Source organism: Sphingobium sp. WCS2017Hpa-17 (assembly GCF_031843765.1).
Lineage (GTDB): Bacteria > Pseudomonadota > Alphaproteobacteria > Sphingomonadales > Sphingomonadaceae > Sphingobium.
On sequence record NZ_JAVTIV010000003.1, the window covers coordinates 105,952 to 120,031 of the forward strand.

Consider the following 14,080-nt stretch of genomic DNA (forward strand, 5'->3'; position numbering starts at 1 on the left):
GACGATGGCGCGGCTGGATAACAAGGCGTGCATCGTCACCGGCGGATCGGCGGGCATCGGCCTCGCCATCGTCCGCCGGTTGCTGGATGAAGGTGCGCATGTCCTGTTCTGCGGGCAGGATGAAGGACGCGGGGCGGAGGCACTTGCGGCGCTCGATACGCCCAACGCCCATTTCCTGCGCGCCGATGTGAGCGAGGAAGCGGATTGCGAAGCGCTGCTGGCGCGGGCGATCACCCTGTTCGGGCGGCTCGACATCCTCGTCAACAATGCCGCCAAGGCCGCCGTCGCGCTGATCCCCGATCATAGTACGGAAGAATGGCGACGCAGCACGGCGGTCAATCTCGACTCCGTCTTCTTCCTGTCGCGTGGCGCGGTGCGGCAATTCCGCAAGCAGGGCGGCGGTGTCATCGTCAATGTCGCGTCCATATCCGGCCTGGCGGGCGATGGCGCCTATCCCAGCTATTGCGCGCAAAAGGGCGCGGTCATCAACCTGACCCGCGCCATGGCGACCTATCATGCGCGAGAAAATATCCGCATCAACGCGCTCTGCCCCGGCTTTGTCGAAACGCCCGCAACCGACGCGTTCAAGGCGTTTCCGCAATTGCTGGAGGACTGGTTCAAATCCATCCCGGCGCAGCGCCCGGCCCAGCCGGAGGAGATGGCGTCAATCGTCGCCTTCCTGGCGTCGGACGATGCCAGCTACATGCACGGGTCGATCGTGGTGGCCGATGGGGGCGTGACGGCGGCGACCGGCCAGCCGACGCAGGTGCCGATCGGGTGATCTTTGCGCGGTCCATCGTCCGCGCCGATGAATGGGCCGCCAAAGCCAATTGGACGGGAATATAAGGGAAGAGGAAGCTTCGAACACAAGAGAACCGCCCCAGGCGGTCAACCCAACAAAGACAATATAGGAGGGGAATGATGAAGAACCATATGTTCCATACATCGTGCGCGCTGCTGGCGCTGACCATGGCCAGTGCGCCTGCCTTCGCGCAGGAACCACAGGAAGCGCAGGCGCAGCAGAATGTCGGGCTGGAGGACATCGTCGTCACCGCCCAGCGCCAGTCGGAATCTTTGATGAAGGTGCCAGTCGCCGTGACTGCGCTCACTCCCACCGATCTCCAGCGACAGGGCGCCAACTCGACCTTCGCGCTCAGCGCCGCCGTCCCTTCGCTGCAAGTCACCTCGGCCTTTGGCGAGGCGCAGCCCAATTTCACCATGCGCGGCATCGGCGTCGGCAATGAATATGGCGCCAATCAGGTGTCGCCGGTCGGCGTCTATACCGACGACAATTATCTCTCCGCCCGTACCATGCACGGCCTGCAACTTTATGATCTGGAGCGGGTCGAGGCCGTTCGCGGGCCGCAGGGTACGCTTTATGGCCGCAACACCACCGGCGGCGCGATCAACTTCATCTCGGTCAAGCCCAGCCTGCAATCGGGCACGCGCGGCTATGTCGAGGGGGGCTATGGCCGTTTCAACGAGGTGAAGGGCCAGGCCGCGATCGAAGGCACGCTGGTCGACGATGTTCTCGGCTTCCGCGCCTCGGTCAATTATGTCGAGGCGGACGGGTTCGTGAAGAATATCTTCCCCGGCCAACCCGACGCCAACAGCCGCGACAGCCTAGCCGGCCGCCTCATCATCCGCGCCCGCCCGACCGAGCGGCTGGACATGATGCTGAAATTCACCGGATCGAAGGGCAAGCCGACACAGGCCGCTGCTTATCACCTGACCAACGGCACATCGGGCTATAATCGCGCGCAGGATAATCTCAGCTTCTTCGAGACGAACCAGCCCGACCTTGGCTTCAACGACGTCAAGAATGCCGGCGTGCAATTCAATCTCAATTATGAGCTGAGCGACGCCCTCTCGCTCCAGACTTTGACCGCCTATGACTGGTCGAAGCAGGAATTCACGCAGGAAGGATCGGGCACACCCGTCATCGGCCATCTTCAGACCAATTATGGCGACACCTACAAGCAGTTTAATCAGGAAGTGAAGCTGGCCTACAACAATGCCGGCACCAATTTGCAGGCCGGCGTCTATTATGGCTGGGACCATATCGACAATGTCGACAAATACCGGCTGGTGCAGGTGCTCTATTTCTACCAGCATTATCAGCAGACCCGCAAAAGCTACGCCGCCTTTGCGCAGTTGAACCAGAAGCTGGGCGACAATCTGGGCTTCACGCTCGGCCTGCGTTACACCAAGGACAGGAGCCGCCACTACGACTCCTATAGCTTCCTGACGCAGTTTGCCGACCCGGCGACCTCACCCTCCTTCGGCGGCTATGATTTCGATCCGGCCGACCCGGATGCGGCATCCATCACCTTCACCCACGGCTCGATCTCGCCCGCCGGCGTCATTACGCCAGAGGCAAGCAAGAGCCGTTCCAGCAGCCGTCTGACCGGCAAGATCGGCGTGGACTATACGTTCGACAGCGGCACCATGGTCTATGCCAATTACAGCCGCGGTTATCGCGCCGGTTCCTTCTCCAGTCAATTTTACGCCGGCAACCCGATCGATTTCGTGCCGCCTGAAAAGGTGGAAGCCTATGAAGTCGGCACCAAGGCGCGCCTGTTCGACAATCGCGCCAACCTGACCGCCGCCGCCTTCCTCACCAAATATAAGAACCAGCAGCTGAACGAGGTGATCGGCACAACGGGCTTCATCCGATCGGCCCCCGGTTCCACGATCAAGGGGTTCGAACTGGAATTCAACACCCGCTTCATCTCCAGCCTGAAGACCAATTTCTCCTTCACCTGGCTGGATGCGACCTATGACCGGCTGACCCTATCGGGCACGGTGCTGGACGGCAATAGCCTGCCCAACGCGCCGAAGATCACGATCAATGCCGGCGCGGACTGGACGCTGGGGCAGTTGGGCAGCGGGAACATCATCTTCTCGCCGAACCTCATCTACACCAGCAAGCAATATTTCTCGCCCTTCAACAACGAAGCCGGGAACGTCAACCTGCATGCGCCGGGCAATGTCCGGGTCAATGCGACGCTGGGCTGGGAAAGCGAGCAGCTGGCGATCCGCCTGTGGACCACGAACCTCTTCAACAAGAAGATGTTCATGTACGGCCTCAACCTGCGCGACGCCTTCGGCTATGACTATATGCTGCACGCCCCGCCGCGCGCCTATGGCATCACCGCCCGCTATAATTTCTGACCGGGCGCATCGGACGGGCCGCTTTCTGAAAAGGAAGCGGCCCGTTTCTATTTTGGAAGGATAGCGGGATGAGCAACGCTAAGTTGACCGGCAAACGCGCGATCGTGACCGGTGGGGCATCGGGCATTGGCGAAGCAACCGTACGCCGCTTTCTGGACGAGGGCGCAACCGTGCTGGCCGCCGATATCCGGGCCGACGCGCTGAACCAGTTGGCCGCGTCGCAGCCATCCACCGCGCTGATGACCGCGCAGGTTGACATGATGGACCTGAACGCAGTCGAAGCGCTGATCTCGACCGCTGCGGAAAGGCTGGGCGGCCTCGACATTTTGGTCAATAATGCCGGCATCGGCTCATTCGGATCGATCACGGACATCAGCTTCGATCATTGGCGCGAAGTGATGACGATCGACCTCGACGCCGTCATGTGGGCCTGCCGCCACGCCCTGCCGCATCTGGCGCAGGCGCGCGGCTGCATCGTCAATGTCGCGTCGGTATCGGGATCGGGCGGCGACTATGGCTTTGCCGCCTATAATGCGGCGAAGGCGGCGGTCATCAACCTCAGCCGGGCGATGGCGCTGGACCATGCACCCCATGTGCGGGTGAACAGCGTCAGCCCCGGCCTGACGCGCACGCCGCTCGCCACCGGCCTCACCGGCAATGCGCAGGTCATGGCCGCATGGCGCGACGCCCTCCCCCTCGGCCGCCCCGCCGAACCGTGCGAGATCGCCGCCGCCATCGCCTTCCTCGCGTCGGACGATGCCAGCTATGTGAACGGTCATGATCTGGTCGTAGACGGCGGTGGCGCGGCCCATACCGGCCTGCCCAACTTCACCCGCCTGCTGGGTGGCGAAGGCCATCTGACGCACGCGGCTTCCTTCGTTCGCCGGTAAAGCCCTCGACAGAGGTAAAGGGGCTTCAGGGGATCAGCACCGCCTTCACACAATCGCCCCGCGCCTGCGCCTCCACCGCCTCGTTGATCTGCGCCAGCGGAAAAGTCCGGATCAGCCGGTCGAACGGGAAACGCCCTGCCCGATACAGTTCCACCAGTTCCGGGATGAAGCTGTCCAAGTCGCTGTCGCCTTCGATGATGCCATGGATGCGATGGCCGTAGGTGATGAGCGCGGCCAGATTGATGGTCAGGCTGCTCTCCGGCTTGGGCGGTACGCCGACCAGCCCCAGCAGGCCATGGCTGCCAAGAGACGCCAGCGCCGCCTCCACCACCGCTTCCCGCCCGCTCGTCTCGAACGCGAACTCCACGCCGTCCGCCACGATCGCGCGGATCGCATCCGGCAGCACCGCCTCTGCCGCCGGGTCGATCACATGGGTCGCGCCTAGCGACAGCGCCAGGTCGCGACGGCTGGCCACCGGTTCGACCACGATGATCGTCGCGCACCCCTGAATGACCGCGCCCATCACCGCCGCCAGACCCACCGGACCCGCGCCGAAAATGGCGATGGTCGATCCGGCCGGACAGGCGAGCGATCGCATCACCCCGCCCGCCCCCGTCTGGAATCCGCAGGCCAGCGGCCCCAGCAGTTCCAACGGCACGTCCGTCGCCTCGATCTTCACGACGTTGCGCTCCTGCGCCAGCGCATGCCCGGCGAAGGAGGATTGGCCGAAGAAGTGGCCGGACAGCGCCGCGTCGCCCTGCCGCAGCCCCGAACTGCCGTCCGTCCGCGCGCCCGCATAGTTGAGCATGGGAAATTCACGGCAATAGGAGGGTAGATGCTCGTCGCACCGCGCACAATGGCCGCAACTGGCAAAGCCGATCACGACCCGATCGCCCGGCACCACCTTGGTCACGCCTTCGCCCACCGCCTCGACGATGCCGGCCCCTTCATGGCCCAGCACGGCGGGCAGCGGGATCGGGATGAACTGGTCCCGCGCGACCAGATCGGTGTGGCACAGCCCGACCCCGGCGATCCGCACCAAAACCTCGCCCGGCCGGGGCGGGTCGATGACGATCGGTTCGACCGTGAAGGGATGATGCGGCGCGCGAGCGATGGCGGCGATACTGTCCATATCGGTTCCTTCAGGCTGCGGTATAGCCACCATCGGCAACGAACTCCGCGCCGGTGATGAAAGCGGCATCGTCGCCGGCCAGGAAGGCGACGAGCGGGGCGATATCCTGCGCCACGCCCAGCCGCCCCATCGGGATCAGCTGCGCCCAGGCGGCCAGTGCGACCTCCGGCGGGATCGGCGCGCCCGTCTCGTCGCGGGGCGGCTCCCAATCGGCGCCCAAATTGGTCTGCACTGGTCCGGGCAACACGCAATTGACGCGGATGCCGGTCTTCGCCAGTTCATAGGCGACCGCACGACTCAGCGATCGCACTGCGCCCTTGGTGGCGCTGTAGGCGGCGAACTGCGCACCCGCGACCATGCCATAGACCGACGCGATATTGATGATCGACGCGCCCTTCGCCCCATCGGCAATCGTGCGGCGCATCAGCGGCAATGCGGTCTGCATGCCGATATAGACACTCTCCACATTGATGCGATTTTGCCGGCGCAATATCTCGACCGGCGCGTCCTCGAACGGCTGGGCCATCATGATCCCGGCATTGTTGACCAATATATCGAGCCGGCCGAAGCGGGCGTCGATCGCCGCCGCGCCATCCGCCCATGCCGCTTCGCTGGTGACGTCTTGCGTCAGCGACAGCGTGCTTGCACCGCCGCACAGCCCGGCTGTTTCCGCCAGCCCCGCCGGATTGATATCGCCCAGCACCACGCTCGCCCCCGCCTGCGCAAGCGCGATCGCGGTCGCCCGGCCAATGCCTGATCCCGCGCCCGTCACCCAAGCGGTCTTGCCATCCAGATTGCTCATCTCATTCTCCGATGTTGGACCGCGCGAAACGCTGGTCGGTGATGGTGGGCATCCAGTTCAAGGCACTGTCGCAATAGGCCTCCAGCACCGGGGGCCATTGGTCTGGTGTGTCGAGCGTGCCCGCCTTGACGATCGTCAACCCCGGCAGCGCTGCCGCCATCGACCGGATCGGCGATCCGCATGTGGCGCAGAAATGGCGATAGACCGCCGCGCCGCTTTCGCCGCGATCTTCATAGATGCGGGTTTCGCCCTGTTCGCTATAGGCCTCGTCCGCCACCGCGCAGACCAGCGAGAAGGGTGCGCCGCCCTGCTTGCGGCAATGGGTGCAATGGCACAGCGCCACCAGCAGCGGATCGCCGGTAAAGCTATATCGCACCTGTCCGCACAGGCACCCGCCTTCATGCACATTTGCATCACTCATAATGCCACCACCACCGTCTTGGGTTCCAGATAGGCGTCCAGCACTTCGCTGCCATTTTCGCGGCCAATGCCGGACATTTTCATGCCGCCGAAGGGGAAGGCCGGGTCGGCCAGCATCACGCAATTGACGAACGCCGTGCCGGCCTCCAGCCGCGCCGCCGTCCGGTGCGCGGTCGCCAGATCGCGGGTGAAGACATGGGCGGCGAGGCCATAGGGGCTGTCATTGGCCAGGTCGATCGCCTCGTCCAGATCGTCGAACGCGGCCGTGGCCAGCACCGGGCCGAATATCTCCTCCCGCGCCGCCTCCGCATCGCGGGGCACGTTACGCAACAGGGTCGGCGCGAAATAATAGCCTTCGCCGGGCAGCACGACATTGGCCGCCATCGCCTCCATCCCCGCCGCCCGCGCGCGATCGACATAGCCGGTCACCCGCTCATGCTGGCGCGCGCTGATCAGCGGGCCGAGCGCCGTGCTACGATCGGCACTGCGCCCAATCGTCAATCCGGCGGCAAAGGCGGCAATCCCCTCGACCACCTCATCATAAACCGACCGATGCACATAAAGGCGCGTGCCGGCATAGCAGACTTGCCCGCTATTGAAGAAGCAGCCCATCGCCGCCTGCGGAATAGCAACCGACAGGTCGGCGTCGGCGCAGATGATGGACGGCGACTTGCCGCCCAGTTCCAGCGTCACCCGCTTGAGGTCAGGCACCGATGCCCGCAATATGCCCTGCCCCGTCGCGGTCGATCCGGTGAAGGCGACCTTGGCGATCAGCCGATGCTCCACCAACGCCGCGCCCGTAGCCCCGTCGCCGGTCACGACGCTCAGCACGCCATCGGGCAACCCCGCCTGCCGCGCCAGTTCCACCAGCCGCAGCGCCGACAGCGGCGTTTCCGGCGCGGGCTTCAGAACGACGGTGCATCCCGCCGCCAGCGCCGGCGCGATCTTCCACATGGCCAGCACCAGCGGGAAATTCCACGGCGTGATGGCCGCCACCACGCCGATCGGCTCGCGCCGCGAATAGACATGCCACCGGCCCGGCGTTGCGGACAATGTGCCCGCCCGGCCCGCCAGCTTGGTCGGCCAGCCGGCATAGGTGCGCAGCCAGCCGATCGCGGCCGGGATATCGACCGTCTCCGTCACGCCGATCGGCTTGCCTGCGTCCAGCGCTTCCAGCGCCGCCAGCCGGGGCAGGTCCGCCTCGATCGCATCGGCAAAGCGATGCAGCAACCGCTCGCGCGCCAGCGGCGTCAGGTCGCGCCAGGCCGGATCATGGAATGCCCGGTGCGCCGCCTGCACGATCGCATCGACCTGGCTCCCATCGGCCACCGGCACCTGCGCAAAGGCCTGCGCCGTGCAGGGATCGATATCGGCGATCGTCGCCCCGGTGGCCAGCCGATCGCCGCCCGCCCGCAACGCCAGATCCGGCAGGACCAGTCCTTCAAAACCCTGAATAGCACTCACTGAAGCGTCTCCTGACGGCGCCTGCGAAAATCGCTCGGCGTTTCGCCGGCAAATTGGCGGAAGGCGCGGGTGAAATGGCTCTGGCTGGTAAAGCCCAGCGCGTCGGCAATGGTCGCCATCGACGTATCGGACTGTTCCAGCATCTGCTGCGCCCGGTCGAGCCGCGCGCGCATGACATATTGGTGCGGCGACACGCCCGTCGCCTTCTTGAACACGCGGCAGAAATGGGTCGGGGTGATGCCCGCCTGCGCCGCCAGTTCCTCCAGATTATGGCTCGCTTCCGGCCGTTCCAATATGGCGTTCATGATGGCATGGATGCGATAGGAGGAGAAGGCGGCGGTCGGGATGTCGGTGCTGCTGGCGCTCACCGGCCCGCGCATCATATGCGCTTTCAGCGCATCGACCAGCGCGCCGACATAAACGTCCCGCTCCTTCGTCTGCGGCGCGTAAAGCTCGCCCAGCACCTGCCGCGTCAGCGCGACGCCCAGCGGATCGGAAAAGGCAAAGCGCATCCGCCGGAACTGGTCGAGCGCGGGCGCGCGTTGCAGATCGGTCGACGCTACGCTCAGCGTCACGACGTCCAGCTCGCCATCGACCAGCCATCCGGTCGGATGCCCCGACGGCACGATGGTGGCGCATCCCGGCAGCGAACTCGTCTCACTCCACCCGTCCCTTTCCCAGGTGCGCACATTGGGCTTGCCCGCAATGTGCACAACGAACATCGGGTCGGGCAGCGCCGGCAAGGTATAACTGCCCACGAACTGCCGCCACCGGCACAGGCGCCAGCGGCCATGATCGGCGCCCAACTGGATATCGGGCGCACGGCCGAGCGCGTCCGAAATGATTTCCTCGTCGGTCGATCCCCGGACCAGGTCCATCATCCTCTCCTCATGCAGCGACCATCTGCACGTCCAGATTCTTCAGCCCGTTGATGAAGTTGGACCTGAATCGGCGTGGCGCCGCCATCACCTTGAACCGGCCGACGCGCTCCGCCAATAGACTGAAAGCCACCCTCAACTGCATTTCGGCGAGGCGCGATCCCACGCACACATGCTGGCCGGTGCCAAAGCCCAGATGCTGGATATTGCCCCGGCTGATGTCGAACCGGTCGGGGTCGGGAAAGACGCTCTCGTCGCGATTGGCGGCGATATACCACAGCACGACCTTGTCGCCTTTCGCGATCGCCTGCCCGCCAATCTCCGTGTCCGCCGTCGCCGTCCGCCGCATGTGCATGACCGGGCTGGCATAGCGCACCATTTCGCGCACGCCATTTTTCAGCCGCGTCGGATCGGCACGGACCAGATCCCACTGATCGGGATTGGCGGCAAAGGCCGCGACGCTGTGGCTCAGCGAATTGCGCGTCGTCTCGTTCGCGCCGACCAGCGCCAGGATCAGGTTGCCGACAAATTCCTGGAACATCACCGGCTGGCCATTCACCTCCATGGTCGCCAGCAACGTGGCCAGATCCTGCCCCGGCGTCGCCCGCCGTTGCTCGTACAGCTGTTGGGAAAAGGCCATGAACTCGCCCAATATCGCCGCCATCGCTTGCGGAGACTGGCGGAAATCGGGATCGTCCTCGCCGACAAAGGCATTGGTCCAGTCGTACAGCTTCACCCACATGTCGGTCGGCAGGTCGAGCAGCTCGCACAGCGTCAGCAGCGGCAGCGGCGCCGACAGCAACGGCACGAGATCGACCGTCTCACCCAACGGAATCTTCTCGATCAGCGACAGGCAGCGTTCCCGGATGCGTTCCTCGATCCCAGCCAACCGCGCAGGCGACAGCGCCGGCATGATAAACTTGCGATATTGGGTATGGACCGGCGGATCGACCGAGATGAAGGGAATGCCGATCGCCGCCTCCCCCGCCCCGGTCAGCCCGACCTCATTCTCGTTGAAGATGCGGTGGCCGCCATTGTCATAGGCCGAGGAGAAGAGGCCCGGATTGCGCGACACTTCGACAATGTCAGCATAGCGGGTGAGCGCCCAGAACCCCGCCCCGTCGCTTTCCGGGTTCCAGTAGACGGGCTGCTTCGCCCGGAGCCGTGCGAAAAGGTCGTGCGGCGCCCGGTCGAAATAAAGGTCCGGGTCTTTGAGGTCCGGGGCGGTTATGGTCGCGGTCATGGGGCGCTCTCCCGGCGTCAGAAGCTGAACCGGCCCGTCACGCCGAACGTACGCGGCATGGCCGGAACCAAGAAGTTGTAGGGGAAGCCCGCGCCACGCAGGTCCAGACCATAGCTGTAGGTCTTGCGATTGAAGGCATTGTTGATCCAGCCGCGCAGCTGGAACGGCCCATGCGCCCAGGCCAGCGTGGCGTTGACCTTGGCATAGCCCTTCTGCTGCAATTCCGCATTATTCTGCGCCGTGCCGACCGCGTCGGTACCGTTGAAGGGCGAGAAATACTGCCTGCTGAAATAATTGACCGTGGGGGAGAAGGTCAGGCTATCGCTGCCCGTGTCAAAGATCGTCCAGTCGAACCCGGCCGTTCCCGTCCAGCGCGGCGCGAAGGGCAGGTCGTTGCCCGACAGGTCCGTGTCCTGCAACGTCAGATCCTTGTAGGTGGCGTGGAGATATCCGCCCGACAGGTTGATGACCAGCCCATCGAACGGCCGCAGGCTGGCTTCCACTTCGCCGCCATAGACTTGCGATTTGGGCGCATTGACCAGGAAGGACACCGGGCCGGGCCGCGTATCCTGCACCTGTTGGTTGCTATAGTCATAATAGAAGCCGGCCGCCGACAGCGTCAGCTTATTATCGAGGAAGCGACCCTTGACGCCCACTTCATAGGCATTGACCCGTTCGGGGTCGATATAGGTGATGCCGACCGAGGAGGTATAGCCGCCGCCGTTGAACGCGCCGGACCGATAGCCCCGGCTATAGCTGGCATAGACCAGAGTGCCGCCGTCGAAGGTATAGCTCAATGCCGCTCGGCCGGTCAGCGCCTTGTTGCTGCCGTCGATCGCGTAGCGCGCCGCCGGATCATAGGCGCAGGTGCCCGCCACCCCGGCGCAGGGCACGGTGCTGGCGATGGGCGTCCCCGCACCGCCGAAGGGACCGGCGAACAGATAGGCATAGGCGTCGCCATATTTCGCCTTGTCCCAAGTGTAGCGCGCGCCCAAAGTCAGCACCAGCTTATCGGTCAGGTCATAATCGCCCTGAAGAAAGGCGGCATAGGATCGCCGCGTCTGGCGATAATGCTGGAAGAAACCGCCATCGACACCGGGCGCCAGAGCGCTGCCGATATTGAAGCGATTGTCGGTGATCGTGCGATCCCAGCCATAGAAGGCGCCGCCCACCAGCTTAAGCCTGTCACCTTCATAATTCAGGCGCGCTTCCTCACTGAACTGGCGGAAATTGGAGCGCCAGTTGATGTTGAGCACATCAAGCGGCGATCCGTCCGCCGCCTGCTGCAAATTCTGCTTGCCGCCATCATAGGAAGTGATCGACGTCAACGTGACCGTGGGGCTCAACTCCAGCGCGACATTGGCCGCCACGCCCCAAGCGTCGGTGCGATTTTCGCCGACGTCATTTTCGTTGATGTCGAAAAAGCCCTGCCCCGGCGTGTTGGGACCGGTCAGGCCATGGATGGCCGCCTGCGCCCCGCGATCGCGCCCGGCATAGGCGCGGATCTTGATATCCAGCGGACCATTGCCGGGCTTCATGCGCAGATAGACGCGGCCCTGCGCCGTATCGACGCTGTTGGAATCCCGGCCGCCCGGCGCGACATTGTGCAGCATGCCGTCGCCCTTTTCATAATTGCCGGCGACGCGGATGCCCAATTCATCCTCGACCATCGTGGTTTCGATCGCGGCCTGCGCCTTGAACGTGTTGAAATTGCCATATCCGACCTCGGCATAGCCGTTGGTGCCCGACAGCTTAGGCGCGCGGGTGATGAAATTGATCGCACCACCGGTCGTGTTGCGGCCGAACAAGGTGCCCTGCGGTCCGCGCAGCACTTCCACCCGATCCAGATCGAACAGGCCCATGCCATGGCTGGTCCGCGCGGCGATATAGACGTCGTCGATATAGACGCCGACCGGCGAAGCCTGATTGCTGTTATATTCGTTCGCGACGCTGATGCCGCGCAGCGAGAAATTGGGCTGGGTGCTGCCATAGGGGCTGCTGACCTGCAAATTGGGCACCGCCGTCGCCAGCGCGGCGGAATTGGAAATCCCTTTGTTCTGGAGCGTTTCGCCGCCCAGCGCCGAAATGGCCAGCGGCACGGCCAGCATGGATTGCGACCGGCGCTGCGCGGTGACGATGATGTCTCCATTATCCGCTGCCGGCTGGGGGGCGTTTGCCGCCTCCTGCGCCAACGCAACCTGCGACACGCCGCTGCACAGCAGAATCGCCAAAGCCTTGGTCGTGATGAACCTCATTATACCCTCTCCTCCATCTTCCCCCTTTTTGGCGGGGGATGCGGTTATGATGAAGCAGACCTAGCCGAGCCGAACCGGGAAGGCTTTACCCAGAGTTGATGCCAGATTTGGCATTTCTTGCGCTTGCCTTGAACTCGCGCGCAAACCGGGCCTCTGTAGCCATCAAGCGCAAGACGCGAGCGATAGCGGCCCCGGCCGACCATGCGCCGCGCATCATGTTGCATGATTTTTGGAGAGGCTCACCCATGCACCCCAGGCCATTTGCGATCAGCGATCCGGATCGACCGGCGATCATCCTGCCGGCGACCGACCAGACCATCAGCTACGGCCAGATGGAGGCCGCCGCCAATCGCGGCGCCCATCTGCTGCGCGCGCTGGGTTGCGTGCGGGGTGACGTTATCGCGCTGTTGATGGACAATGAAGCGGCGATCTTTGAACTCAGCTGGGCGGCGCAGCGCATCGGCCTTTATCTCACCAGCATATCGACCAAATTGTCCGCCGCCGACATCGCCTATATCCTGCGGGATTCGGGCGCGCGCATCCTGGTCGCATCCGACCGGCTCGCCACATTGGCGCAAGCGGCCCTCGCGGAGGCGGACGGCGTACAGGGCTATCTGGTCGACAGCGCCATCGGCCCGCTCAAAAACTGGTCCGCCAGCGCCGCCCCTTACCCCGACACGCCCGTCCCGGACGAAAGCGCCGGCACCGACATGCTCTATTCCTCCGGCACCACCGGCCGACCCAAGGGCGTGAAGCCCCCGCTGCCCAACGGCCCGCTGGACGCGCAGACCGCGCTGGAGGGCATGGGCACCGCCCTCTACGGCATGGGGCAGGACTGCATCTACCTGTCCACCTCCCCCCTTTATCATGCAGCGCCCTTGCGCTGGGCGATGACCATCCATCGGCTCGGCGGCACGGTGGTGGTGATGGACCGCTTCGACGCGGAAGACTCGCTGGCGCTGATCGAGCGCTACCGCGTCACCCATGCGACCTGGGTGCCGACCCATTTCGTGCGCTTGCTGAAATTGCCGGACGATGCGCGCGCACGCTACGATCATGGATCGCTCAAGGCCGTCATCCACGCCGCCGCGCCCTGCCCCGTGCCGGTCAAGCAGGCGATGATCGACTGGTGGGGGCCGATTATTCACGAATATTATTCCGGCACGGAGTGTTGCGGCATCACCGCCTTGTCGTCGCCCGAATGGCTGGCGCGGCCCGGATCGGTCGGCCGCGCGGTGCTGGGAAGGGTCCGGATCGTCGGGGAAGATGGACAGGAGGTTCCGGCCGGCGAAACGGGCGACGTCTTCTTCTCGGACGGCCCGGCCTTCACCTATCATAACGACCCGGACAAGACCGCCGCCGCATATAATGACCGGGGCTGGGCCACACTGGGCGATGTGGGGCACCTTGATCCGGACGGCTATCTGTTCCTTACCGACCGGCGCAGCTTCATGATCATCTCCGGAGGGGTGAACATCTATCCGCAGGAAATCGAAAATTGCCTGATAACCCACCCGCAGGTCGCCGACGTCGCCGTCATCGGCGTGCCGGACGAGGAAATGGGCGAAAGCGTGCTGGCTGTGATCCAGCCGGTCGAAGGCGTCACGGGCGACACCACCCTGAAGGAAGAACTCATGCACTTCGTCCGCGCCGCACTGGGCAGCGTGAAAACGCCCCGCGCTTTCGTCTGGCGCGACCAGTTGCCCCGCGAGCCCACCGGTAAATTGATGAAGCGCAAACTGATGGATGAATTTCGCGGATCAGGCGCTAAGCTGTAAAAATAACAAGGAGAGTGAAGATGACGGGTCCATCCGCCGGAGCC

The 14,080-nt window shown here is 64.2% G+C and carries 11 protein-coding genes; 4 read left to right on the forward strand and 7 right to left on the reverse strand.

Annotation, left to right across the window (positions count from 1 at the left end; all coding sequences use genetic code 11):
• The first annotated feature begins 4 nt into the window (after nt 1–4).
• The 3 genes from RQH62_RS07805 (at nt 5) to RQH62_RS07815 (ending at nt 4,064) form a co-directional block, all read left to right on the forward strand.
• Nucleotides 5–781: an SDR family oxidoreductase gene (locus RQH62_RS07805; RefSeq protein WP_311268206.1), complete on the forward strand. Its 777-nt coding sequence runs from the start codon at nt 5–7 to the stop codon at nt 779–781.
• Between the two features lie 137 nt (nt 782–918).
• The gene (locus RQH62_RS07810; RefSeq protein ID WP_311268207.1) at nt 919–3,174 is read left to right on the forward strand and encodes a TonB-dependent receptor; all 2,256 of its coding nucleotides are present in this window, start codon (nt 919–921) and stop codon (nt 3,172–3,174) included.
• A gap of 68 nt (nt 3,175–3,242) precedes the next feature.
• Complete coding sequence (locus RQH62_RS07815) at nt 3,243–4,064, forward strand: SDR family oxidoreductase (RefSeq protein ID WP_311268208.1); 822 nt, start codon at nt 3,243–3,245, stop codon at nt 4,062–4,064.
• A 25-nt stretch (nt 4,065–4,089) separates the two neighbouring features.
• Here RQH62_RS07815 and RQH62_RS07820 read toward each other — a convergent pair whose 3' ends face one another.
• From RQH62_RS07820 to RQH62_RS07850, 7 genes are read right to left on the reverse strand one after another with little or no spacing between them, the layout of a single operon-like run.
• On the reverse strand, nt 4,090–5,196 hold the full coding sequence (locus RQH62_RS07820; protein WP_311268209.1) for an NAD(P)-dependent alcohol dehydrogenase: 1,107 nt from the start codon (nt 5,194–5,196) through the stop codon (nt 4,090–4,092).
• A gap of 10 nt (nt 5,197–5,206) precedes the next feature.
• On the reverse strand, nt 5,207–5,998 hold the full coding sequence (locus RQH62_RS07825; protein ID WP_311268210.1) for an SDR family oxidoreductase: 792 nt from the start codon (nt 5,996–5,998) through the stop codon (nt 5,207–5,209).
• A gap of 1 nt (nt 5,999) precedes the next feature.
• Nucleotides 6,000–6,419 (reverse strand): GFA family protein, encoded by a 420-nt coding sequence (locus tag RQH62_RS07830; RefSeq protein WP_311268211.1) that lies wholly within the window; start codon nt 6,417–6,419, stop codon nt 6,000–6,002.
• The gene (locus tag RQH62_RS07835; protein WP_311268212.1) at nt 6,416–7,882 is read right to left on the reverse strand and encodes an aldehyde dehydrogenase family protein; all 1,467 of its coding nucleotides are present in this window, start codon (nt 7,880–7,882) and stop codon (nt 6,416–6,418) included. The genes RQH62_RS07830 and RQH62_RS07835 overlap by 4 nt, the downstream gene beginning before the upstream one ends.
• Nucleotides 7,879–8,763, reverse strand: a complete 885-nt coding sequence (locus RQH62_RS07840; RefSeq protein WP_311268213.1) for an AraC family transcriptional regulator — start codon at nt 8,761–8,763, stop codon at nt 7,879–7,881. Before RQH62_RS07840 ends, RQH62_RS07835 begins: the two co-directional genes overlap by 4 nt.
• A gap of 7 nt (nt 8,764–8,770) precedes the next feature.
• A complete protein-coding gene (locus RQH62_RS07845) occupies nt 8,771–10,003 on the reverse strand; it encodes a cytochrome P450 (protein ID WP_311268214.1) in 1,233 nt (410 codons plus the stop codon).
• A gap of 17 nt (nt 10,004–10,020) precedes the next feature.
• Nucleotides 10,021–12,258: a TonB-dependent receptor gene (locus RQH62_RS07850; RefSeq protein WP_311268215.1), complete on the reverse strand. Its 2,238-nt coding sequence runs from the start codon at nt 12,256–12,258 to the stop codon at nt 10,021–10,023.
• Nucleotides 12,259–12,503: 245 nt separating this feature from the next.
• Here RQH62_RS07850 and RQH62_RS07855 point away from each other — a divergent pair, with 245 nt between their 5' ends.
• Nucleotides 12,504–14,036, forward strand: coding sequence for an acyl-CoA synthetase (locus RQH62_RS07855; RefSeq protein WP_311268216.1), 1,533 nt, complete (start codon nt 12,504–12,506; stop codon nt 14,034–14,036).
• Nucleotides 14,037–14,080 lie beyond the last annotated feature (44 nt).